This window comes from Acinetobacter pittii, assembly GCF_034064985.1.
GTDB classification, from domain to species: domain Bacteria; phylum Pseudomonadota; class Gammaproteobacteria; order Pseudomonadales; family Moraxellaceae; genus Acinetobacter; species Acinetobacter pittii_H.
The window spans coordinates 205,310-229,623 of record NZ_CP139249.1 but is presented as its reverse complement, the minus strand read 5'-3'; the positions used below and the strand labels follow the sequence as shown (position 1 = coordinate 229,623).

At 41.0% G+C, this 24,314-nt stretch carries 21 protein-coding genes; 7 read left to right on the top strand and 14 right to left on the bottom strand.

Annotated features, from left to right (window positions below):
* On the bottom strand, positions 1–1,299 hold the full coding sequence (locus tag SOI76_RS01020) for an FAD-dependent oxidoreductase (protein ID WP_050598812.1): 1,299 nt from the start codon (positions 1,297–1,299) through the stop codon (positions 1–3).
* A 440-nt stretch (positions 1,300–1,739) separates the two neighbouring features.
* A complete protein-coding gene (locus SOI76_RS01015; protein ID WP_005066907.1) occupies positions 1,740–2,612 on the bottom strand; it encodes a pirin family protein in 873 nt (290 codons plus the stop codon).
* A gap of 277 nt (positions 2,613–2,889) precedes the next feature.
* Here SOI76_RS01015 and ycaC point away from each other — a divergent pair, with 277 nt between their 5' ends.
* Positions 2,890–3,516, top strand: a complete 627-nt coding sequence (gene ycaC / locus SOI76_RS01010; RefSeq protein WP_104080065.1) for an isochorismate family cysteine hydrolase YcaC — start codon at positions 2,890–2,892, stop codon at positions 3,514–3,516.
* A 20-nt stretch (positions 3,517–3,536) separates the two neighbouring features.
* Complete coding sequence (locus SOI76_RS01005; protein WP_104080064.1) at positions 3,537–4,511, top strand: LysR substrate-binding domain-containing protein; 975 nt, start codon at positions 3,537–3,539, stop codon at positions 4,509–4,511.
* A 104-nt stretch (positions 4,512–4,615) separates the two neighbouring features.
* Here the strand turns inward: SOI76_RS01005 and SOI76_RS01000 are convergent, their stop codons facing one another.
* Positions 4,616–6,064, bottom strand: coding sequence for an NAD-dependent succinate-semialdehyde dehydrogenase (locus SOI76_RS01000; protein ID WP_104080063.1), 1,449 nt, complete (start codon positions 6,062–6,064; stop codon positions 4,616–4,618).
* Positions 6,061–7,353: a 4-aminobutyrate--2-oxoglutarate transaminase gene (gene gabT / locus SOI76_RS00995; RefSeq protein ID WP_104080062.1), complete on the bottom strand. Its 1,293-nt coding sequence runs from the start codon at positions 7,351–7,353 to the stop codon at positions 6,061–6,063. Before gabT ends, SOI76_RS01000 begins: the two co-directional genes overlap by 4 nt.
* Before the next feature lie 156 nt (positions 7,354–7,509).
* On the opposite strand from gabT, the gene SOI76_RS00990 reads away from it, so the two are divergent.
* Positions 7,510–9,009 carry a PLP-dependent aminotransferase family protein gene (locus tag SOI76_RS00990; protein ID WP_205668443.1) on the top strand — a complete coding sequence of 500 codons (1,500 nt, stop codon included), beginning with the start codon at positions 7,510–7,512 and terminating at the stop codon, positions 9,007–9,009.
* A 60-nt stretch (positions 9,010–9,069) separates the two neighbouring features.
* Here SOI76_RS00990 and SOI76_RS00985 read toward each other — a convergent pair whose 3' ends face one another.
* On the bottom strand, positions 9,070–10,512 hold the full coding sequence (locus tag SOI76_RS00985; protein WP_104080060.1) for an amino acid permease: 1,443 nt from the start codon (positions 10,510–10,512) through the stop codon (positions 9,070–9,072).
* A 305-nt stretch (positions 10,513–10,817) separates the two neighbouring features.
* Complete coding sequence (gene ydcN / locus SOI76_RS00980) at positions 10,818–11,366, bottom strand: helix-turn-helix domain-containing protein (protein WP_002117406.1); 549 nt, start codon at positions 11,364–11,366, stop codon at positions 10,818–10,820.
* Between the two features lie 68 nt (positions 11,367–11,434).
* On the opposite strand from ydcN, the gene SOI76_RS00975 reads away from it, so the two are divergent.
* Both SOI76_RS00975 and SOI76_RS00970 read left to right on the top strand, forming a co-directional pair.
* Positions 11,435–12,130 (top strand): AzlC family ABC transporter permease, encoded by a 696-nt coding sequence (locus tag SOI76_RS00975; protein ID WP_104080059.1) that lies wholly within the window; start codon positions 11,435–11,437, stop codon positions 12,128–12,130.
* A complete protein-coding gene (locus SOI76_RS00970; protein WP_104080058.1) occupies positions 12,127–12,450 on the top strand; it encodes an AzlD domain-containing protein in 324 nt (107 codons plus the stop codon). The genes SOI76_RS00975 and SOI76_RS00970 overlap by 4 nt, the downstream gene beginning before the upstream one ends.
* A 44-nt stretch (positions 12,451–12,494) precedes the next feature.
* Here SOI76_RS00970 and ssb read toward each other — a convergent pair whose 3' ends face one another.
* The 3 genes from ssb to SOI76_RS00955 form a co-directional block, all read right to left on the bottom strand.
* A complete protein-coding gene (ssb, locus tag SOI76_RS00965; protein WP_005066890.1) occupies positions 12,495–13,082 on the bottom strand; it encodes a single-stranded DNA-binding protein in 588 nt (195 codons plus the stop codon).
* A 51-nt stretch (positions 13,083–13,133) separates the two neighbouring features.
* Entirely contained in the window at positions 13,134–14,498 is a 1,365-nt protein-coding gene (gene yajR, locus SOI76_RS00960) for an MFS transporter (protein WP_005066887.1), read from the bottom strand.
* A 146-nt stretch (positions 14,499–14,644) separates the two neighbouring features.
* Positions 14,645–15,727, bottom strand: a complete 1,083-nt coding sequence (locus SOI76_RS00955; RefSeq protein WP_104080057.1) for a DUF475 domain-containing protein — start codon at positions 15,725–15,727, stop codon at positions 14,645–14,647.
* Between the two features lie 262 nt (positions 15,728–15,989).
* On the opposite strand from SOI76_RS00955, the gene tenA reads away from it, so the two are divergent.
* Positions 15,990–16,664: a thiaminase II gene (tenA, locus tag SOI76_RS00950; protein ID WP_032057178.1), complete on the top strand. Its 675-nt coding sequence runs from the start codon at positions 15,990–15,992 to the stop codon at positions 16,662–16,664.
* Between the two features lie 49 nt (positions 16,665–16,713).
* On the opposite strand, the gene glpM is transcribed toward tenA, so the two are convergent.
* From glpM to ydhM, 4 genes are all read right to left on the bottom strand, one after another.
* Positions 16,714–17,055 (bottom strand): GlpM family protein, encoded by a 342-nt coding sequence (gene glpM / locus SOI76_RS00945; protein WP_104080056.1) that lies wholly within the window; start codon positions 17,053–17,055, stop codon positions 16,714–16,716.
* 52 nt (positions 17,056–17,107) lie between these two features.
* Positions 17,108–17,461, bottom strand: coding sequence for a DUF1304 domain-containing protein (locus SOI76_RS00940; protein WP_104080055.1), 354 nt, complete (start codon positions 17,459–17,461; stop codon positions 17,108–17,110).
* A gap of 64 nt (positions 17,462–17,525) precedes the next feature.
* Complete coding sequence (mecR, locus tag SOI76_RS00935; RefSeq protein ID WP_001256580.1) at positions 17,526–18,503, bottom strand: zinc-binding dehydrogenase; 978 nt, start codon at positions 18,501–18,503, stop codon at positions 17,526–17,528.
* A gap of 3 nt (positions 18,504–18,506) precedes the next feature.
* On the bottom strand, positions 18,507–19,109 hold the full coding sequence (gene ydhM, locus SOI76_RS00930) for a TetR/AcrR family transcriptional regulator (protein ID WP_000826320.1): 603 nt from the start codon (positions 19,107–19,109) through the stop codon (positions 18,507–18,509).
* A 296-nt stretch (positions 19,110–19,405) separates the two neighbouring features.
* Here ydhM and uvrA point away from each other — a divergent pair, with 296 nt between their 5' ends.
* Entirely contained in the window at positions 19,406–22,240 is a 2,835-nt protein-coding gene (uvrA, locus tag SOI76_RS00925) for an excinuclease ABC subunit UvrA (RefSeq protein WP_104080054.1), read from the top strand.
* Between the two features lie 32 nt (positions 22,241–22,272).
* Here uvrA and SOI76_RS00920 read toward each other — a convergent pair whose 3' ends face one another.
* Positions 22,273–23,982 (bottom strand): GGDEF domain-containing protein, encoded by a 1,710-nt coding sequence (locus tag SOI76_RS00920; protein ID WP_104080053.1) that lies wholly within the window; start codon positions 23,980–23,982, stop codon positions 22,273–22,275.
* Positions 23,983–24,314: the final 332 nt, after the last annotated feature.

The window sequence follows — 24,314 nt, the reverse complement described above, 5'->3', positions numbered from 1 at the left end:
TTAGTAGCCGAGTTCTGGAGCAACTTCCACTTTAGGTTTTAAGCCTACAAATGGTAAAGGTGCACCTAAAATTTCAGCAATATGCATGGCAGAAGTAACTGCTGACTCTAAAATTGGCAAGCCATCGCATGACCATGAACCACAGTAAAATACTTTACGGCTTGGGTCTAAATGGCGTTGTTGCAATTCTTTGTTTAAAGCAACCGTTTGTGAATCTACAACCGCACGCGTTAAAGTCACTTTTGAAATAACTTTTTTAGGGTCGATATCAACCACTGGACGCCAAGTTTGGAATACAGGATTTTTACCCACGAGTGTTGGCTCAACCGCATTCATCCAAACTGTAAATTGCTGACGCGTAAACTTACGGTCCATCATGTAGCTCAACACTGACCAGTCTTTACGGCGTGGCGGCATGACTGTCGCATCGGTATGAATTACAAGATCGCCTTGTTCAAAGCGGAATTGCTTAAGCAAGTTCATATCTTCTGCAAACTGTTCAGGATTTAAAAACTCATCGATTTTAGATGTTGGCGTTGCAACAATTACTCGATCAAATAAGTTCTGTTCACCTTGGCTATTTTCAACCAGTACTTTTTCGCCTTGTTGCTCAACTTTCTTAATTGCCGATCCGCTATGAATATCGATGTCTTTAATCAAGCTATCTACAAATGCAGGTGTACCACCTTTCATGCGCAATAACATGTCGCCATCAGTTAAGTGACGTAAAAACTCAAGTAAGTTTTTTGCAGGCCAATCGCCAATTGTTTTTGGATTACATGTACAGATTGTATAGAGCACTGGCATAACCACACCATGCCAGAATACTTCCTCAATATCGTTCTGATTAATAAATTCAGCGAGGGTAATATCTTGATTTTTAGATTTGAAAAACTGGTGAATCGCAGTTTTTAATTGCAACATCCCTTTCACAAGACGCCAGCCATATTGCTGGATGCCTTTACGGTTATTAATAATCGGGAAATTACCAATACGGCTACGAGAAGTCGTTAACCATGTTTCCGTACGATCTTCGAATAACCAGCTACAAGACATATAAGTACGAACTGGGAAAGTTTTAATGCCTAAATGAGCAGCAAGGCTAAGTGTATTTTTCCATAAGTGAGGATTCATCACACGTAGCGGTGCATCAATAATTCCACCATCGAACTCAATGCTATGGCTATCCATTCCCCGGCCAGGAAGTGCTTCAAATATCGTGATCGTATGCCCTGCATCTTTCAGAATTCTTGCTGCCGCAAGCCCTGCCATTCCACTGCCAATAATTGCGATATTCAAAATGATGTCCCATTTTTCGAGAATTTTTTTGATTATCACTCATACCCTAAAAAAACACCGTATTAAAAACTACCAGATTTTTATTTTTTGCATCAATTTATATAGAAAATATTTAACTGCTCACTTGTCTCATTTTTTATATTTTTTTACAAAACCAGAGAACTCTATAAGACCTTATATTTTTTCAAAATTTAAAAAAAATCTTTTAAATAAAATAAGATAATTTAACTATATTTATATCATTTGTTTTACAAGTATCTTTTTTTAATATATTATTAACTCATAATAATGAGAAGCAAATCACACAAAACAATGCCGAAACAACAATACAAACCATCATAAAAATAGAACCTTTACAGCGAAAAAGCCCGCTATTCACACTTGATAGCGGGCTTTTTATTACTTTGCTTTTAGAGCTTAATCAAACGCAGTTCGGCAATTTATGCTTCTTGCATGATTGAACCGAATTTTCCACGATTAAAATCATTAATCGCTTCCATAATCTCAGCTTTGGTATTCATTACGAATGGACCATAACCTTCGATTGGTTCATTGAGTGGTTGTCCAGTCAACACTAAGAATTTAGTGTCTTCTTCTGCATTTAAACTAAACTCGACCCCCTCACGAGACAAAATCGCAACGGTTTTACCTTCAAGACGATTTGCATCATTAACCACAACCGCGCCATCTAATATCACAACAAGCGTGGTGTGACCTTCAGGCACATAGAGGGTATGTTTTTGGCCTTTAGCCAATTTACCATCCCATACATTTAATGGACTAAATGTAGTTGCAGCACCTTTTGCATCTGCATATTCACCAGCAATCACACGTAAATGACTACCGTGCTCGTCTAGTGCAATGTCTGGAATATCTTTCGCTTCAATTGCTTGGTATTTTCCAGGCGTCATTTTTGAATGAGCAGGTAAATTTACCCACAATTGCACCATTTCAAACAGACCACCATGCTCTGCAAATTCAGGAGAATGGAACTCTTCATGCAACACGCCTGCACCCGCAGTCATCCATTGCACATCACCAGTTTTAATGGTTCCGCCGCCGCCGCTTGAATCTTTATGAGTTACTTCACCTTGGTAGGCGATGGTCACTGTTTCAAAGCCACGGTGAGGATGTGAACCTACACCTTGCTGTTCAGTTGTTGGCGAGAATGTATAAGGCGCTGCATAATCTAGTAGCAAAAATGGGCTTAGGGTTTGGCCTAAACGGTCATAAGAGAATAGGTTATATACAGGGAAACCATCACCCACCCAATGCATGTGGTTATTTTGATATGCACCAAGAAATTTCTTCATCTGATCTCTCCTATATATGTAGGATTTTCTTGAACTGGTATTGATTTTACGCCTCAATAATTGCAGTTTATAGATCAGGATTAGCAACACATTATTTCATCTATGAGACAATCATAAAATTTAATGTGCTCTTTTTAAGATCGTCCTATTTTTAAAATTCTTAATCCTATTTTTTAGACTTAATCACGACATAAAACTCAACTAGCATAATTTTAGGCAATAACGACCTACTCAATAATTTTTGATTATTTATTTTGATAACACGAGGACATAAAAAATGGCTCAAGATTACGTGCGTTTAGACAAGGATAATGCTGCGGTTCTTTTAGTTGACCACCAAGCAGGTTTGCTTTCTTTAGTTCGAGATATCGATCCAGATAAATTTAAAAACAACGTACTTGCTGTTGCGAATGCAGCAAAATACTTCAACCTTCCAACAATTTTGACAACCAGTTTTGAAACTGGTCCAAACGGTCCTTTAGTTCCTGAGTTAAAAAAAATTCATCCAGATGCACCTTTCATCCCTCGTCCAGGCCAAATCAATGCATGGGACAATGAAGATTTCGTAAAAGCGGTTAAAGCAACTGGTAAAAAACAACTGATTATTGCAGGTGTGGTAACTGAGGTTTGTGTGGCATTCCCAGCTTTATCTGCTTTGGCCGAAGGCTTTGAAGTATTTGTGATTACTGATGCTTCGGGTACTTTCAACGAATTAACACGTGATGCTGCTTGGGACCGTATGTCAAAAGCAGGTGCTCAGCTGATGACTTGGTTTGGCATGGCGTGTGAATTACACCGTGACTGGCGTAACGACATCGAAGGTTTGGGTACATTGTTCTCAAATCACATTCCTGACTACCGTAACCTGATTTCAAGCTACAATCACAACACTAGCCAAAAATAAGTTCTGTTGCCAAGATTAGAGTGCTTAAGCACTCTAATCTTAAATTTAAATGGATTGATCGGACATTGATAAGTTCTTTTGATGATTTTTATTATTTCTATTTAGTCGTAAAACACGGCGGCTTTAGTGCAGCCAGTGATGCTGAAAATATTAGTAAATCTAAGCTCAGCCGACGCATTATTGAACTTGAAAATAAATTTAATGTCAGCCTGATTCAAAGGACAACACGTCATTTTAAGGTGACCGATTTAGGCCAAGAGTTTTATGAGGAATGCTGTAAGGTTATTACTCAAGTTGAATGTGCAGAAAACGTGTTATTAAAGCAAAAAAGTGAACCTCAAGGATTGGTCAAAATTAGTTGCCCACCTCTGATGATGCATTTTCAAATTAGAAAAATTTTAAATCAGTTTTTAAAAACTTACCCAAAAGTTGAGATCTCACTCGAGCTAACAAGCCGTCGGGTAGATATCTTGCACGATGACATCGACCTCGCGATTCGTACCAATTTCGAACCCAATGAAGATTCGAATTTAATTGTTCGTGATGTGATTAAAACGGATCATTGTCTGGTGGCTTCGCCTGAATTACTGCAAGGTCGCATCATTGAACATTATTCTGAATTACAAGATTTCCCAAGTATTAGCTTAGGTACGCAAAAGCAAAATCCTATTTGGCATTTATGCAATATTCGTAACGGCGAATCGGTTGATGTGCCTTATCAACCACGAATCAAAAGTAATGATTTGGCTGGTGTGTATTATGCCGTGATGGATGGTTTAGGCATTGCCGACCTTCCTTTTTTAACCGTCGAATCTGAAATTCGTAAGGGTACGCTTATCCATATTCTTCCTGACTGGAAGTCGAATATTGGAACGCTGCAATTGGTTTATGTTTCGAGAAAAGGCCAACGTCTTGTGGTTGAAAAACTCATTGAAACGCTGATTGATGAACTTAGGCGTTTGCCTGAAAGTCGTGATGGCTATCTATCGACTTAAAATAAAAAACCGGTCATGAATGGGCATGACCGGTTTTTTGTGAAACATCACATACAGCATAACTGTATGTTTTCGTTCAGAACAAAACGAACTCGCTTTATTCCTTACTCAGATAAGTCTACGCAAAGGTATTTCATCTCGACATATTCTTCGATGCCGAATTTTGAACCTTCACGACCTAGACCTGACTGTTTTACGCCACCAAACGGAGCAACTTCATTTGAAATTGCGCCCGTGTTAATGCCGACCATACCGTACTCAAGTGCTTCACCCACTCGCCATTGACGAGCTGTGCTTTGAGTAAACAAATAAGCAGCTAAACCAAACTCGGTATCGTTCGCCATTGCCACTGCTTCATCTTCAGTTTTAAAGCGGAATAGTGGTGCAAGCGGACCAAAAGTTTCTTCTTTAGACACTTTCATGTCTTGCGTTACGCCAGTTAAAACTGTTGGCTCAAAGAATGTGCCGCCAAGTGCCGAGCGTTGACCACCAATACGAACTGTTGCGCCTTTCTCAGTTGCATCTGCAATATGAGACTGAACTTTTGCAATCGCATCTTCATCAATTAAAGGCCCTTGAGTTGAACCTTCTTGACGGCCATCGCCAACTTTAAGCTTAGACACAGCTTCAACCAAACGCTCTGCCAATGCATCGTAAATACCGTCTTGAACATAAATACGGTTAGCACAAACACAGGTTTGACCGCTGTTACGATATTTACTTGCCATAATGCCCTGAACTGCTTGTTCGAGGTTGGCATCGTCAAATACCACAACTGGCGCATTACCACCGAGTTCAAGTGAAAGCTTTTTAATAGTTGGCGCACATTGTTGCATCAAGATACGGCCAACTTGCGTTGAACCAGTAAAGCTTAACTTACGAACAATATCGCTTTCGCATAGAGTTTTACCGACTTCAACTGCATCACCACTAATGTTAATTAAAACATCTGCTGGTAAGCCTGCCTGTAATGCCAATACTTCAAGCGCATAAGCGGTTAACGGCGTTTGCTCTGCTGGTTTAACCAACATTGAACAACCCGCAGCAATCGCTGGGCCTGCTTTACGCGTAATCATGGCAGCTGGGAAGTTCCACGGCGTAATTGCCGCTGTAACGCCAATCGCTTGTTTAATCACGAGCAGACGTTGGTTTGGCAACGTAGGTGTTAAGACTTCACCATCAATACGGCGCGCTTGCTCGGCAAACCAGCGAATGAATGATGCTGCATAACCAATTTCACCACGTGCTTCTGCTAATGGCTTACCTTGCTCAGCCGTTAAGATTTGAGCCAGATTTTCTTTGTGCTCAAGCATGAGGTTGTACCATGCCAATAGCACATCAGCACGAGCCAAGGCAGTTTGCTTTTTCCAAGCAGTCTGCGCTTTTGCTGAACGGTTAATTGCGGCTTCAACCCCTGCACGGTCATAGGTTTTTACCCATGCCAAAGTTTCACCCGTAGCAGCATCATTAACCTCGATATAGTCATTTGATGCAGGTGCTTCTAATGAAATATCAGGATGTTTTAATAAATACTGCAAATTATTTTGAATCATGCAGATTGCTCCATTGCTTTTGCACTACCTGCTTTGAGTGTCGCAAAACCTTGTTTCAAGATATCAAGGCCTTGACGGAATTGTTCAGCAGGAATGGTTAATGGATATAAGAAACGAATTACATTACCGTATTTACCACAAGTAAGAAGTAACAACCCGTTTTCCATTGCATAGTTTTGTACAACTTTTGCTTGTTCAGCTGTTTCAAGCTCTACTGCAACCATTGAACCTAATGCACGAATATCAGTTACGACATCGCCTGTTGCTTGCTGAATATCTTTAAGGGTAGCGACTAATTCTGCACCTAATTCATTTGCACGGTCGCATAAGTTTTCTTCTTCAATTGCATCAATTACCGCGTGCGCAGCAGCAACCGCAATCGGGCTACCTGCGTATGTACCACCTAGTCCACCTGGGTTTGGTGCATCCATCACTTCTGCACGGCCCACAACACCTGAAATTGGGAAACCGCCGCCTAAGCTTTTCGCCATCGTGATGAGGTCTGCTTTAGTCTCGTAATAGTTCATTGCAAATAATTTACCAGTACGGGCAAAACCTGATTGCACTTCGTCAGCAACCAATAAAATGCCGTGCTTGTCGCAAATTGAACGTAAACGTTTTAAGAACTCAGCTGGCACAACATTGAAACCACCCTCACCTTGTACTGGCTCAAGCACAATTGCAGCAACATCATGTGGTGCAATATCTTCACTGAAAATATCTTCAACGCTTTCAATTGCTGCCTCTACTGAAATACCTTTAGCTGGTACTGGGTAACGTGCATGGAACACACCCGCTGGCATTACGCCGAAATCACGTTTGTAAGGCGCAGTTTTACCTGTCATTGCCATGGTCATGAATGAACGACCGTGGAAACCGTTACCAAAAGTGATAATGCCGTGACGACCTGTATAAGAACGCGCAATCTTCACCGCATTTTCAACTGCTTCTGCACCAGTTGTGAAAAAAGCTGACTTTGCAGGACCAGCAATTGGCGCGCGTTCATTAATACGCTCAGCTAAAGCGACATAGCTTTCATATGGTGTTACTTGATAGGCAGTATGCGTAAATTTAGTAAGTTGCTCAGTCACCGCTGCAATGACTTTAGGGTGGCGATGGCCTGTATTTAAAACCGCAATACCACCAGCAAAGTCGATAAATTGGTTGCCTTCCTTGTCCCAAAGCGTGGCATTTTCAGCTTTTTCCGCATACCACTGGCACATCACGCCTACACCACGTGGAGTTGCTTGCTGTTTACGTGCGTTAAGTGCAGAATGTTGATTATCCATTTGATTCCCTCATATTTTCATCATCAGTTGCAGCTTTGGTTTCTTGCATCCTGTGCTTAATTTTCAGGGTGCTTTACAACGACTGCCTATGCATGTAATTTCGCTCGTCTGATGCCAACTGACGAGAGCCACTTTTTAACTGTAGGAGAGAGCCAATTGCGTAGTTTACTTGGAGATCATTTGCTGCAACGACTCCAACAGGACACTGAAGGGAAACTACATCAACGCCTTTTCCGTTGCCTGCGTGGTGCCATTATTGATGGAGTCATCCAGCCCAAGACTCGTCTACCTGCGTCACGCGATTTAGCCAGTGAAATTCATGTTTCTAGAAATACAGTGCTCACTGCCTATGAACAGCTACAAGCTGAAGGCTACTTAGAAGCCCGTACAGGGCACGGCACTTGGGTTGCCGAAAAATTACCAGAGAGTTTTTTAAATACACAAAACAAGAAAAAAGTAGTTTCTAGCCCGAAAGTTCAAAGCTCTTATGCGCTCTCAAATCGTGGTTCCAACTTATTGGGCTATGCCGCAGCGTCGCCACACCAATGGGGCGCTTTTGTGCCAGGTGCGCCTGACGTAACCGAGTTCCCACATCATATTTTTAGTCGTATTCAAGCACGCTTAAGCCGCGAACCTGACATTAACCGCCTGATTTATAGCAATGCTGGTGGCTGTATCGAGCTTCGAAGTGCGTTGGCAGATTACTTACGTGTTGCACGTTCAGTCCAGTGCGATGCGGACCAGATTATTATTACCGAAGGCATTCACCAGGCAATCGACTTAGTCTCACGTGCGCTCAGTGATATGGGAGATAAAATTTGGATTGAAGATCCTGCTTATTGGGGAATGCGTAATACGTTACGTATCAATGGGCTTGATATTCAGCCAATGCCTGTCGATGCTGAAGGTATTATTCCTGAGGAAAATCCAGCAAAGCCTCCTAAACTCATTTTTGTCACACCTTCCCACCAATATCCGCTTGGCTCTCATTTAAGCCTAAACCGCCGACGTAAATTGATTGAGATTGCCCGTCAGCACAATAGCTGGATTGTAGAAGATGACTATGACAGTGAGTTCCGTTTCTCAGGCCAACCGTATCCATCATTACAAGGCTTAGAAAATGATGCGCCTGTGCTGTACATGGGTACGTTTAGTAAAACTATTTATCCATCTTTAAGAATTGGATATTTGGTGGTACCTAAACCACTCTTTTCACCCCTACGTATTGTGGCAGCCGAGCTGTATCGTGGTGGGCACTTGCTTGAGCAAAAAGCCCTCGCTGAATTTATTCGTGAAGGCCATTATGAAGCGCATATTCGCCGTATGCGGCTACTTTATGGCAAACGCCGCGACTACTTGGTGAGCTTAATTCAACGTTATCTTGGCCCCGAGTTTATTCATGAATATGATGAAGCGGCAGGATTACATTTAGTTTTAAAACTGCCAAACGCTTGTGACGATGTTGCGATTGCAGCCACAGCGCTTGAACGTGGTGTCAAAGTTCGTCCTCTTTCACAGTACTACATGCAGTCACATGCACATGCAGAACGTGGGCTGCTGATGGGCTTTGCCTGTGTAAATGAAAAAGATATGGTGATGGCTTTTGGTGTCTTGCTCCAGTGCTTACGTGAAGCAGGTGTACCCACACTGAATTGATCTTTTTATCTGAGCAAAATAAAAAAGAGCCTCACTGTGAGGCTCTTTTGATTTAAAAATTTAAACTAACTTTTCTTCATGGCTATGAGTTAAATGGGTTGCGCGACGATCTTTACCCCAACCCAATTTTTCAGATAACAATCCGAAGAACACAATAATGCCGAACAGCGCTGTGGTGTAAATCACTTCTTTAAAATAGGTGCCTTCAATCAACATGGTAAGAATTGCACCAATAATTGCAAAGATCACCACATAAGTTAGATAAGGGAACATCCACATTTTAAAGTCAATTTTTACGCCTTCAGCCTCTAATTTTTTACGCATACGAAGCTGAGAATACGCAATGGTCAGGTAAACATACAGTGTTGCCGCACCTGTTGTTAGCATGAAAAAGTCATAAACATTCATACTCTCGGTTGCAGTTAAAACTACCGCAATTACAGAGAAGAAGCATGACACAATCACGCCCACCCAAGGACTGCTTTTACTGTTTACAGAGCCAAAACTTTTCGGTGCATCACCACGTTTAGCTAAAGAGAACAACATACGTGAACACGTATAAAGTGCTGAGTTAAAGCAACTACATACTGAGGTTAGAACCACAAAGTTTACGATATGGCGCGCGCCCGGAATACCAAGTGCAGACAGAGTTACACTATAAGTACCCCAAGTCGAATCTTTTAAAAGTTCATTGTTGTGAGGAATAAGACATACCGCAACGAACATTGAACCAACGTAGAATAAAATAATACGCCAAACCACCGAGTTCGAGGCTTTACGAATTTCTTTAGATGGATTTGCCGACTCTGCTGCAGCTACCGTAACAATTTCGGCGCCAATATAGGCGAACATCACCCCAAGCAAGGCGGTAATCACTGAAGAACCGCCATTTGGCATAAAGCCTTGAGAGGTTAAGTTACTAATACCAGATGCAGCCGGATTGCCCCAAGGCCACAAATGCATGATGGCTAAACTACCAATCACAAGGAAAACAACAATCGCGATAACTTTGATGAGCGCAAACCAGAACTCAAATTCACCATAGTTTTTCACGTTTTGTAAATTAACAACAACCAGTGCGCCAATCACCACGACCATATAGACCCAGATCGGTATAAACGGGAACCAATTGTTTAGAATTTTACCTGCCACATAGGCTTCCCAGCCCATGAGCATGGCCAGAGTACACCAGTACAACCAGCCAATTGAGAAACCTGCCCAACGGCCAATCGCACGGTCAGCATAAGTTGAAAAAGAGCCACTATCAGGGTTTAAAACGGCCATCTCGCCTAACATACGCATGATGAACCAAACAAGTAGACCACCTAAAGCGTAAGTTAAGAAAACTACAGGTCCGGTATTGTAAATAATACTGCCTGAGCCGACGAATAGAGAACCACCAATAACCCCTGCAATCGAGATCATGGTCAGGTGGCGTGATTTGAGTCCATGTTTTAAACTTTGGGAGTGATTGGCTTCAGAACCATTTTGATGAGCTGCCATATCATTTTCCTTAATATATGGAGGATATCGGCTAGTCTCGGAAATCCTCCGAAGCCAAAAAATATCCCCTAAAAATTTAGCCGTTCTGCCCAATTCCTAAAACAGAAAATTCACTGAGCTTATCCGGCGCTTCCGTATGCATACTTCCAATAGCTTTAATTTGTCGTTTCGGCACTCAAGAAACGAGAGCCATTTTTGTAATAAAAGAGAGAGCCAATTGCAAAATTTATACGCAAAATTGGCCCTTTTTGTAGGGGATGCTGGTAAATGGCTTTTAGTTTTTATTTTAATCAGATTGGAATTCTTTAGTTTTGTTCTGAAATTAATAACGCCTTTGTGCCTGTTTCTAATGCTCTAAATATATGTTTTTGGTCAGCTGGATAACAAATATAGTCTCCAACTCCAAGCTCAACAGCTTCATCAATTAAGCCCACTAAAGCTTTACCTTCAACCACAATAATATGTTCCACAGAGCCAACTGGATGTGGTTCTGAAAGTCGGTCTTCGCCCGGCTCAACAATCAATAAATACACATCGCGGCGCGCATGAGGTGGACAAGTCGCCAGCAAAATTGCTTTGTAATTGGCAATCTCAGAACTCACCGTTGGCCCATCACCACAGCGAATCACTTGTACCTGATTGCTCGGTTCTTCCATCAGGCGTGCAAATGGAATATTGAGCGCAACACAAAGTGCCCATAAAGTTTCAATGCTAGGGTTACCTTGCCCTGCCTCTAATTGTGACAGTGTAGATTTAGCAACACCTGCACGACGAGCAACCTCTGCCAATGAAAGCCCTGCTCTTTGACGTTCACGCGTTAAACCTTTGGCAATAATTTCAATTGGCTGAGACATTCACCACATCCGTTCTATAAAAAAAACGATCGTTCGTTTTGACAAAACGATCAGACTTATTCATTATAATGGAAAATCGTTCGTTATATCATGCTATGTCCACATACTCTCTGATTAAAAAACTTAGTAAAGACACTACCCGCTCGATTTTCTTTGTGTGCCTAGCAACGAGTGTTGTTGGTATGTCTTTAGGTTCACTCGCTGCAAGTTATGGCTTAGCGCTCTGGATCCCGCTTTGTCTATCCGTATTTGTGCTCGCAGGAACTGCTGAATTTATTTTTATTGGTTTCTTGGCTGTAGGTGGTAGCCCAATTGCAGCTGCGATTGCAGGACTACTCGTCAATTTAAGACATCTACCTTTTGGTATTGCGGTTAATGAACTAATCCGTGGTAAATATTCTCGATATTTCGGGACTCATATCATGAACGATGAAAGCGTTTTGTTTGGTATGGCACAGCCCGATTTTGAAACAAAAAAAGCTGCTTACTGGTTATGTGGGATAGGCATTATGCTGAGTTGGCCACTGGGTGTAACGGCGGGTTATTTTATTGGAAGTGCTATTCCAGACCCTAAAACATTTGGCTTAGATGCCATTTTCCCAGCAATTTTAATTGCACTTACTTTTAATGCTTTAAAGAATAAATCCACTCGAAAAGCTGCTTTTGCCGGATCAACTTTAGCACTAATTACTACACCTTTTTTGGCCTCAGGACTTCCAATTCTGATTTCACTTTTTGGTTTGATATTTGGTAGAAAGAAATGAGTCAACAATTACTAATTATGTTAGGTATAGGCTTACTAGCACTTGGAACATATGGGATTCGTTTCGCTGGGTTTCACTTGGGTGCCAAGTTCTCTTTTTCTGAAAAATACCAAGTTTTACTCTCAAACGGTGCGACTGTTTTGCTCTGTGCGATTGCCGTGACCACAACATTTTTTGAAGGTCAACATTTTGCGGGCTTCGCGCGTATATTTGGTGTTGGCTTAGCACTGTTCTTAGTTTGGAAAAAAGTACCGCTTTTATTGGTGATTTGCTTGGCAGCTGCGGGCACGGCACTGATACGTTTGCTTGGAATTGAATAATAAAAAAGGCGAGATAAACTCGCCTTTTTTGAAACTTTGATTGATTAGAACGGTAAATCGTCGTCTAAATCAGCTGGTGCAGAAGCTGGTTGTTGCGGAGCTTTAGGTGCAAAACCACCCGCTTGAGGGTTGCTTCCACCATTACCGAAACCACCTTGGTTACCATAACCACCGCTGTTTTGGCCATAGCCGCCACCTTGGTTGTTATTATTTTGATAACCATTACCACCTTGTTGAGGTGCGTTAAAACGTGGTTGATTAAAATCATTACCACCAGCGAAACCTTGTTCACCTTGTTGACGAGCATCTAACATTTGCATCTGATCGCCACGGATTTCTGTAGTGTAACGCTCTTGGCCATTTTGGTCTGTCCACTGACGTGTACGTAGTGAACCTTCAATATAAACCTTAGAACCTTTACGTAAGAACTGCTGAGCAATTTCCCCTAAACGGTTATGCAAAACAATACGGTGCCATTCTGTTTGTTCTTTACGTTCACCAGTATTTTTATCAGTCCAAGCTTCACTTGTCGCGATTGAAAATTGGGTCAACGAGCCCCCATTTGGAAAAGTTTTTGTTTCAGGATCACGACCCAAAGTACCAACCAAAATAACCTTATTTACACCACGCATTAGCTGTCTTCATCCTATACATTTCTATGTTTTACTTTATAAGAGTTATGCTTAAATGGCTACCTCTTTACCGAACAACTGCGTTAAATCACGTCGCGCAGCATCATCTAGAGACTGTTTATCGACTTTAATATAAGCAACTTGCTGGTCAGGCATCACCACAACTTCTTCGATACCACGAATTGCCAATAGCTGTGTGGTCCACTCATTCACCTGTTGCACTTGCGGCAATGGCAACACAATCGATGACAAATACCGCGGCTGAGCTAAACCAAAACTAATTAGCAACCATATTATAGCAATCCCTGCCAAGACACTCCATCCAATCGCAGTATTATGTAACATCAATAATTGACCCCCTAGTGTGCCACCGAAAAAAGCGCCTAAAAACTGACTACTGGCATTTACGCCCATAGCCGTTGCTTTTGACTGGATTGGAGCAGACTTTGACAGCCAAGAAGGCAATAAAGCCTCCATCACATTAAATGCAATAAAGAAAATTCCTAAGCCAGCGAGTAACACATATTTTGATTGATAACCAAATATGAGCAGCAGTAAACCGACAATAATGCCTGTAATGGCTGTTAAGAAAATCCCGCGCATTTTGCGATATTTTTCAGCAATGATAATGCTTGGGAATGCAAAGAACAGGCTAATGACTAACAGGGGTAAATACACCAAACCATGACTTGCTAAAGGAATATGTGCAAACTCGATGAGCTGTGAAGGCACATAAATAAACATGGCAGTCAGTAATAAATGCAATGCAAAAACCGAAACGTGTAAACGGTTTAAATCACCCATTTGAATGACTTGCTTAAGCTGTGCCATGTAGCCTTGCTGATAATTACGATGATGGCGAGTGACTTTAGGTACAAGCAATAACATCGCAATCGCAATTAAGCCCATAATGGTCGTAACAAAGAATAAGCCAGAAATGCCGACAAGGCTTGTGAGCCAAGGCCCAAGGCTAAACGCCACTACAAAAGACAGACCAATACTCATGCCCATCGCAGCCATGGCTTTAGTACGCTGCTCTTCACGCGTCACATCGGCTAAAAGCGCCATCACGACCGCTGAAACTGCACCAGCACCAGCGATAGCACGGCCAATAATTACGCCATAAATCGTGTCAGATAATCCCGCAATTGCACCACCAATCGCAAACAGTAATAGACCAAATACTACAAGCGGTTTACGGCTAAAACGGTCTGCCAGTAAGCTAAATGGAATTTGTAAAATTGCCTGACTTAAGCCGTAGACCCCTACAGCCAAACCAATGAGTGCTGGAGTCGCATATTGATATGACTGCCCAACTACAGAAAAGACAGGAATAATCATGAACAAGCCCAACATGCGTAGCGCAAAAATACTACTTAAGGCAAAAGTTGAGCGACGTTCCAAAGCATTCATCATATCAATACACGTTATCAAACTAGGTAAATTATAAGCCGATTCGTTTCTAAAAATACGGAACACCTTATTTAAAATAACGATTTGGGCTTAAAAAAATAAAGAGGCATTTAGCCTCTTTATTCTATCGAAGTTTGCTGAAAATTAGCTTAAGGCAATTGTTGCTCACGCTTCGAATATTGAATTGAAGCAATAACCGCCCAAACAATAAACGCTACACCAATTAAACCTGTAACAACTTCCGGCACATGCACACCTGTACCACTTGCAATCATAATGAATGCTAAAGCACCAATTGCATAATGCGCCCCATGTTCCAAGAACACATAGGCATCTAGTGTGCCTTTTTCTACAAGGTAAACTGTCATTGAACGGACAAAAATAGCACCGATTGCAAGACCAAGCATAATCACAACAACGTCGCTAGTAATTGCAAAAGCACCAATTACGCCATCAAAACTAAATGATGCATCTAACACTTCAAGATATAAGAAACCACCTAAACCTGCTTTCACCACACCAGAAGCAGCACCTGATCCATCTTGTAATACAGCATTACCATTTTCATCAATTTCAGGCTCACCACCTAACAAATGACTTAACACTTCAACGCCAATATAAACCACAATGCCCCAAATACCAGCCATGACCACAGCTAAGCGGTGAATTTCGTCCACATAAGCAGCCATCACGATTAAAGCAATTAAAGCAATAAACACAGACATTGCCGGTACACTTGCCAAACTCGCAAGTTTAGATTCAAGCCATCTAAACCAATGAGTTTCTTTTTCGTCATCAAAGAAAAAGTTCAAGAACACCAATAATAGGAATGTTCCACCAAAAGCTGAAATTTCAGCATGGTGTGCCATTAAACGATCAGAGTAAGTTTTCGGATCATTGAGTGCCAATTTAGCCACTTCAATAACACCCATATCTGCAGTCACTGCAACAATTACAACAGGGAAAACTAAACGCATACCAAAAACGGCGATTAAAATACCTACCGTTAAAAAGATCATTTTCCAGAACGGGTCCCAATTACGTAGAACCGATGCATTTACGACAGCATTGTCAAAAGATAAAGAGACCTCCATTACAGCTAAAATGGCTGTAATGGTTAAAGCTTTAAGCATGGTAGACACGCCCGCTTCAGGTCCGTGGGTAAAACCCCAATACGCGGATAGTGCTAAACACACCACCGTAAAAAATATCGAAAATCGGAAATGCTTCATGGATCAGACCTATACCAAGAATAAATTTAATCTTTCTTAAAAACCGCGGCTATTATATCGATAATTAACCACAAAACGATGATGTTTTGTGCCGTTATTCAATTTCCTTTATCTATATGTTTAATAAAGAAATTTATAATATTTAATTAACTCATTAATCGCATTAAATATTTTCTTTCGATATATCTATCATTATTATTTTTGTATTTTAAAATTGATTTAAAATCTGGTTCAGCTGTCTTAATTTAAATGGAATGTTTTTATGCTTTTTTCTCAAGAACTTTGGCAACGCAATTTAAATTTATATCAAAAAATTCTCGACCTGCCTTTTAATCAGGAACTTGCTAACGGTACTTTAGATAAAGAAGCTTTTTGTCATTATGTTATTCAAGATGCTCAATATTTAGTGGCCTATGGTCGTGTGCTTGCTGTTGCAGCAGCAAAGGCGTTTGAAGCTGACGATATTATGCAATTTTCAGATGCAGCTAAAATTGCGATTGTGGTGGAGCGTAGTTTGCATGATGACTTCATGAAAAACTTTGGTGTCACCAAAGAAGAATTTAAAAATACACCGTTGACCTTGGCAGGCCATCATTACACTTCATTTTTGACAGCAACTGCTTGGTCTGAAAGCTACCCTGTTGTACTTGCTGCACTTTTACCTTGTTTCTGGATTTATGCTGAAGTCGGTAAAGACATTGTAAGTAAGTCTGTCCCGAACAATCCTTATCAGGCATGGATTGATACCTACGCAGGTGAAGAGTTCCATACAGCGGTTCGTAATGTGATTGCGACAGTAGACAAGGTTGCCGCACGTTGTGATGCAGATACTTTAGAGAAAATGCATGCAGCCTATACCATGGGTGCAAAACTTGAATGGTTATTTTGGGACAGTGCTTACCATCAAAGACAATGGTTAGGTTTAGATCAGATTTAAATCAAGATGAGCTCTGACCATTTACTTCGTTAAATGGTCAGCCTTAAATTTAACTTTGAAACCACTGCCAGCCGTAAATCAAACCTGCCGCGGCGACAACCCAACATAAGGTTGCCACTCCTAGACACGACCACATCGACATGCGCGTTGCTAGCACATAAACAGCAACTAAATAAATGGCATAAGGAATCAGTGACCATAGACCAAACAGAGCCGTTTTTTGTAACGCTTCCGCCCCTTTTTGCTGGTAAACAATCACGTGGGCAATCAAAGCGAATGTAGGAAAAAGCGGGACCAAGCCTGCAATATAAAATGCCTTACTTTTCGATAAAATTGAAATGATGAGGACAACCCCGGCCCCCAACATACACTTTAAAAATAACGCCCACATGCGCTGATCCTATCTGGTCATTTCCATTTCAAAACGCTGTATTTTGCGCTTTTTAAAGAAAATTAACAGCGACTAAAGCAATCAATGCCGGAACCGCCTGAATATAAATAATCTTTTTACTGGCAGTCAGACCACCATAAATACCAGCAATCAGTACACAGCCTAAAAAGAAGTTGGCAATTGATGTCGCAAATGGCTCATCAGCCAATAAAGACCAGAATAAACCTGCCGCTAAAAAACCATTATAAAGACCTTGGTTTTGTGCCATCACTTTAGTGAGTTTTGCTTTTTCGGCACTATTTCCAAAAGCTTTCATGCCATAAGGTTTGTCCCATAAAAACATCTCTAACACTAAAATATAGACATGTAATATTGCGATAAGCGCAATTAAAATTTGTCCGATCATACATTTTCCTTTTTATTTTAAAGATATGAAAAAAGATCAGTCTCTTGACTGATCTTTTAGTGTTTTACGGCTTTAATAATACTTTGCCTTGACGAGCACCTTGCGTTGCTCTTTGAGCGGCAGTTTTAATCTCATCAAAACTAAATACACCTTCTACAGGAAGGATTAATTTTTTCTGAGTCGCTAATGTTAGCAGCTCAACGATCAATTCCTTTTTACGAGCTGCTGGCATTTCTTTATTAACCACACTCGCCCAGAAACCTTTTACTGTCGCTTGTTTGAAAATTAGATCACCCGATGAAATCTGCATGGTTTCACCCGTCATACTACCGAACGAAACGAGCAAGCTATTTTCACTGAGTAAATTCAGCATTTCGCCACTTGCGGTTCCACCAATCGAGTCCACACCGGCAATAAGAGGTTGGTCACCGTGAATCTGTTTAACTTGCTCTTTCCAGTTAGGCTGATCAGTTGCCACAACATGTTGAATGCCTAATGCCTGCATCTCGGCAATTGCATCACTACGACGAACCAGATTAATCACAGGTAAACCACGTGCCTGCGCAATCATGGCAACTGTTTTACCAACTGCACCATTCGCCGTATTTTGAATGAGCCATTGACCCGGCTGAACGTTAACAAAGTCGAGTAGCATGAGTGCACTAATTGGCATACCAATCAGCTGCGCTGCTGTTTCATCATCAATTTCATTATTGAGTGGAATAATCCCTTGCGCTGGCGCAATAAAGTATTCAGCCCAACTGCCATGCACAGCCGCAACGGCAATACGTTGCCCTACCTGTACATGTTCAACACCTTCACCCAACGCATCTACAATACCAACTGCCTCACTGCCACCAATCGCAGGTAAGGTTGGTTTATAGCCATAACTTCCTCGTACTGTCCATACATCATGATTATGGATCGGAGACATGATGGTTTTAATACGCACTTCGCCTGCTTTTGGTTCAGGCTTTGGCATATCCGCCTGCTCTAAAACGTCTACAGGTTCGCCAAAATTACGATGGATAATACTTCGCATGCTTTATTCCTCTATCGGTTTTAAGAGTTGTTGGGTGGTTTCTAAGGCTAGATGTAGATGTGCTTTGTCTTGCGACAATTTTGTGAGTAAAGCAGCACCTAACCATAACTGATACATGACTTGCGCAGTTTTCAAAGGTTCAATATGTTTTGGAATTGATCCTTCTTGTTGCCCTTCTTTGAGTAGCAAAGCTAGACGCTGCGTTAATTTGTGCACACCGTCATTGAGAATTTGACGCATATCTTCTGATAAGTCCGAAACTTCAGCTGCCAATTTCACAATCAAGCAGTTTTCAGCCCAGCTACCATGGACCGGATCATCAATCCACGCCTGCCATAAAGCCATTAAACGGGCATGGGCACTTTGCTCACTGTGTTGCCAAAGCTGTTCCATACGGACTTTATAATTGGCCATGTATTGTTCTAACAATGCACAGCCAAATGCCTCTTTCGAGGCAAAGTAGTGATAGAACGAACCTTTAGGTACGTCACAAGCTTTTAAGATCTCTTGCAAACCAACACCAACAAAACCTTTATGTAGTACCAGCTCAAAGCTGGTATCCAAAATGTGTTGTCGCGTGGTTTCACTTTTATTTAAACGTTTCATGCCTACATCATAAACAACTATTAGACCAGTCGTCTAGTAAAGTTATGTTGCTGGTTTAATTTTGTCTAGAGTAGAAATCTGAAGTAAGGAATGTTAAAAATACAACCTGCTTATTTAAACAAATTTTGTCGATTGTCGTTTAACCGTCACAATTTGTCGCTTTAAATCATTTTGTACCACTTGAACAATTTTAAATCGTTATCATATATAAGGTCTGTTGTTTACCACTAGTCACACCTCCCTGCGGCTGATCAAACAACACCTAAATTTTCATCAATACATAATTGAGATGTTTTATGAGCCAAAGTCATATCCGTATTCGAGGCGCACGTACCCATAATTTAAAAAATGTGTCTCTCGATATTCCACGCGACAAATTTGTGGTAATTACGGGGTTATCAGGTTCAGGAAAATCTTCTCTAGCCTTCGATACCCTGTATGCCGAAGGACAACGCCGTTACGTCGAATCGCTTTCAGCATATGCCCGTCAGTTTTTATCGCAAATGGAAAAGCCTGAAGTCGACTCGATTGAAGGTTTATCACCAGCGATTGCTATTGAGCAAAAATCTACCAGTCATAACCCGCGTTCAACCGTTGGTACGATTACCGAAATTTATGACTATTTGCGTTTGCTTTACGCACGTGTCGGCACCCCTTACTGCCCTGAACACGACTTGCCAATGGTTGCGCAAACTGTTTCTGAAATGGTCGATGCGGTAAAAACCCTTGAGGAAGGCACAGCACTCATGTTGCTTGCCCCTGTCGTTCGTGAGCGTAAAGGTGAATACAGTAACCTGTTCGAGCAGTTACAAGGTCAAGGTTTTGTTCGTGCTCGTGTAGATGGTGAAATCATTGATATTGATACGCCACCAGAACTCGACAAAAAGAAAAAACACACCATCGAAGTTGTAGTTGACCGCTTTAAAGTGCGTGAAGACTTAGGTAACCGTATTGCAGAATCATTTGAAACCGCACTGCGTTTAGGTGGAGATATTGCTGTTTTATCATGGATGAATGGCGAACATCCAGATCGCGTTTTTTCTGCAAAGCACTCGTGTCCTGAATGTGATCGCGCAGTCGCAGAGCTTGAGCCACGTTTGTTTTCATTTAACAACCCGTTCGGTGCCTGCCCTGTTTGTGATGGTTTAGGTACACGCAGTCATTTTAGTTCTGAAAAGCTGATTCCAAATCCTGACCTTGCGATCAGTGAAGGTGCTATCCGTGGTTGGGATCGTCAGCGTCCATATTATTATTCGATGCTGCAAAAAGTTGCCGATCATTTTGGTTTGAAACTTGATACGCCTTGGAATCAGCTAGATAAAGATACTCAAAAGAAATTCTTACAAGGTACGGGTAAAGAAAAAGTCGATTTAAGCTATATCGACGAACGTGGCCGCAAACATACTCGTGTGCAACCATTTGAAGGTATTTTGCCGCACCTTGAACGTCGTTACCGTGAAACTGAAAGTAACTATGTACGAGATGATTTAGCTCAATATCTCTCTAATGCAGCGTGTGATGCATGTGATGGTTCACGTCTCAATGAAATTTCACGCAACGTTCGTGTGAAAGATAAAACGATTGCTGACATTACTCGCATGTCGATTGGTGATGCTGAAAGCTACTACCAAGGCTTAAACCTTGAAGGTGCTAAAGGCGAAATCGCAGATAAAATCTTTAAAGAGATTCGTGAACGTCTACACTTCTTAGTGAGTGTAGGTCTGAACTATTTAAGTCTAGCTCGTTCTGCCGAAACGTTATCGGGTGGTGAAGCCCAGCGTATCCGTTTAGCCTCACAGATTGGTGCAGGTTTAATGGGCGTAATGTATGTGCTCGATGAACCATCAATTGGCCTACATCAACGCGATAACGATCGTTTATTACAGACCCTGATTCGCTTACGTGATTTAGGTAATACGGTATTAGTCGTGGAACACGATGAAGATGCAATCCGTGCTGCTGACCATATTATTGATATCGGTCCAGGCGCTGGTGTACACGGCGGTGTGATTATTGCTGAAGGCACGTATGATGAATTGGCTAAACATGCAGATTCACTTACAGGACAGTATCTTTCTGGCAAACTCAAAATTGAAGTGCCAAAAAAACGTACTCAATCCCCACGTCCAGATGAGGTCATCAAACTCTCTGGGGCAAGTGGTCACAACTTAAAAAATGTCGATTTAACGATTCCGCTTGGCATTATGACCTGCGTAACCGGGGTTTCAGGTTCGGGTAAATCAACACTAATCAACCGCACTTTACTTCCATTAGCGGCAACACAGCTCAACGGCGCAACGACATTAACAGCTGAGAAGTTTGACTCAATTGATGGTCTTCAACATCTAGATAAAGTTGTCGATATTGACCAAAGTCCAATTGGCCGTACACCGCGTTCTAACCCAGCGACCTATACAGGGTTATTTACGCCAATCCGTGAATTATTTGCTCAAACGCCAGAGGCAAAAGCCCGTGGTTATAGTGCTGGTCGTTTCTCGTTTAACGTGAAAGGCGGACGCTGCGAAGCGTGTGAAGGCGACGGCATGATTAAAGTCGCAATGCACTTCTTACCAGACATGTATGTACCTTGCGATGCTTGTCATGGTAAGCGCTATAACCGTGAAACACTTGAAGTTGGCTATAAAGGCAAAAACATTTCTGATGTTTTAGAAATGACTGTTGAAGATGCTGCTGAGTTCTTTAGTGCCATTCCAGTCATCCACCGCCGTTTAGAAACCTTAACTCAGGTGGGCTTAGGCTACATCCGTTTAGGTCAAGCTGCTACCACTCTCTCTGGTGGTGAAGCGCAACGTGTAAAACTTGCACGTGAGTTAGCAAAACGAGATACGGGTAAAACTTTATATATCTTGGATGAACCAACAACAGGTCTACATTTCCATGATATTGCTAAGTTACTCGATATTTTGCATGAGCTACGCAACAAGGGTAATACCATTGTTGTGATTGAGCATAACCTTGATGTGATTAAAACAGCCGACTGGGTTGTTGACTTAGGTCCTGAAGGTGGCTCAGGTGGTGGTATGATCATTGCTGAAGGTACACCTGAACAAGTGGCTGAGGTTGAGATTTCCCATACGGGACGTTTCTTAAAACCGATGTTGAAGCAATAAAATAAAAAGCCGGAAATCATTTCCGGCTTTTTTTACCCCTCAACTGCATTTCGACCTCGGGCTTTTGCTCTTAAGAGTGAACGGTCAGCTTTTTCTAAAAGCTCAATCCAACTCGTCGCTCCGATAGCAAAACCAATACTGACAGACACATGCAACTTTTCTTCTGAACCCGATAAATCAATCTCTTCTAAAGAAATCGCCATCCGTATTTTCTCTGCTAAAAGACGAGCATCTACAAATTGCACCTGCTCTAGCAATATTAAAAATTCATCTCCCCCATAACGGACAATTAAATCTGAACTACGAATATTTTGCTTTAATTGCTCGGCAATACTGACAATGACACGGTCACCAACAATATGGCCATATTGGTCATTCACCTGTTTAAAACGATCTATATCGATGATCATTAAACAGGTCTGCATAAATTTTTGAGGATAACTTTCAACAATTTTTAGATATTCAGATAAAGCCAAACGGTTAGACACACCGGTGAGTGGATCAGTATTAGCAATATTCTTTAATTGAAACTCAAAAGCATCTCGCTGTTGCAACATACGTTGTAATCGGTCTATCGCTTCAAATAAAGAAAAAAATTCACCTTTTGTGGTGACATTCATGTCATCTGTACAATGATCAGAACTATGAGATAAATCTAAAATTAAAGTTCTCGCTTTAATTAAAGGAGAAAATACACGTCTTTGGGCATATATCAGAGTAAGTAATGCTGTAGCCAAAGAAATTAAAGAAATAAATAAAGTTAAAAAGAAATCATTTCGAGCAATCGCATTTTCTTGAGTCGCAATGACTACACTCTCATCAAGAATATAACTTTGTAAATCAACGACAGTAGTAAATTTACCTACGATTGCTTCAGTTAACTGTGTACCATTTAGAAAATATGGTTCGCCCTTTTGGCTTTCTTCCAATAACTTTTCTACAATCGGAATACCTTTGTCTATAAACTCCGTTTTTACCTGTGAATATAATCGACGATATTCTAGAGTTTTTGCCTGTTCAGGCTGTAAGGTATCGACCAAAATCCATAAATATCTAGCTTGATGCTGAGTTTGTAGAGAGCGTGCCCGGTTATTACTTGGAATCTCTTCATTAAAACTAACAGGAGCAATAATGTTAGAGGCCATGCGACCAGCCTGATCACGCATATCAGTTAGAACTATAATGAGCGTAAAATAATTAGAAATACGGCTGTCTTTACTTTTTAGCTGCAACATCAGTTTTTGCAGGATTCCCCTACAATGATCCCATGCGCCAAACATCCCTAAAATAGCATTATCCATTTGAACGGAAGTCCTTGCTGCATAGGGAGTTTCACCGTAATAATCAACGACAGCTCTCGCCTGTTTAATATTTTCCTTTAAACTGGTTTGCAACTCATTGGCTAATGAAACATAACCCGCTTGTTTTAAAATAAGAATAGTTGAATCAATTTGCTCATCGACAATTAAACGAAATTTTTTTAATTCTTGTTGATTCTTTAATAAATCCTCCGGAGCACTCGACATCATTTTGTTAGCAGGAGCACGTTCCTTAGAAATTTTATAAGCAATATCTGCTACTGCTCTTAAACTTTTTATTTCAGCTAAGGCTTGTCTTGTTTTTATATAATCCTGATAGCTTCCCACAATAAGTGGTATTGCCATGAATAATAAGGACAAAATAATAACCAGCATGAAAAGAAACAGTCGATTACTAATATGTTCTGAACGTAATCCTGACATTTCTAGCTGGTACTCCGTAAATGTCCTGCCATTTTTAATACGATATAAATTAGGCTTAAAATTTATCCTAGCATTTTAATAACTAGAATTTCATCCATAAACCTTTCTTTTCTCTTTTTAATAATTATACGGGTCCTACACTTTGTAAGCTTAAATAATAAACTGGATCGAAAAATTGAATAATTTTTATAAAAAAACTCCATTTTACAGATTAAGATTTTTTAGTGATGATAATAAAACATATTCACTTATCCTCTTGGATGCTTTCTCCCAGCATCCATTGCCCAGCTTGTTTAAGCTGGGTTCTTTTTAATCTACTGTTTTAAAATAAA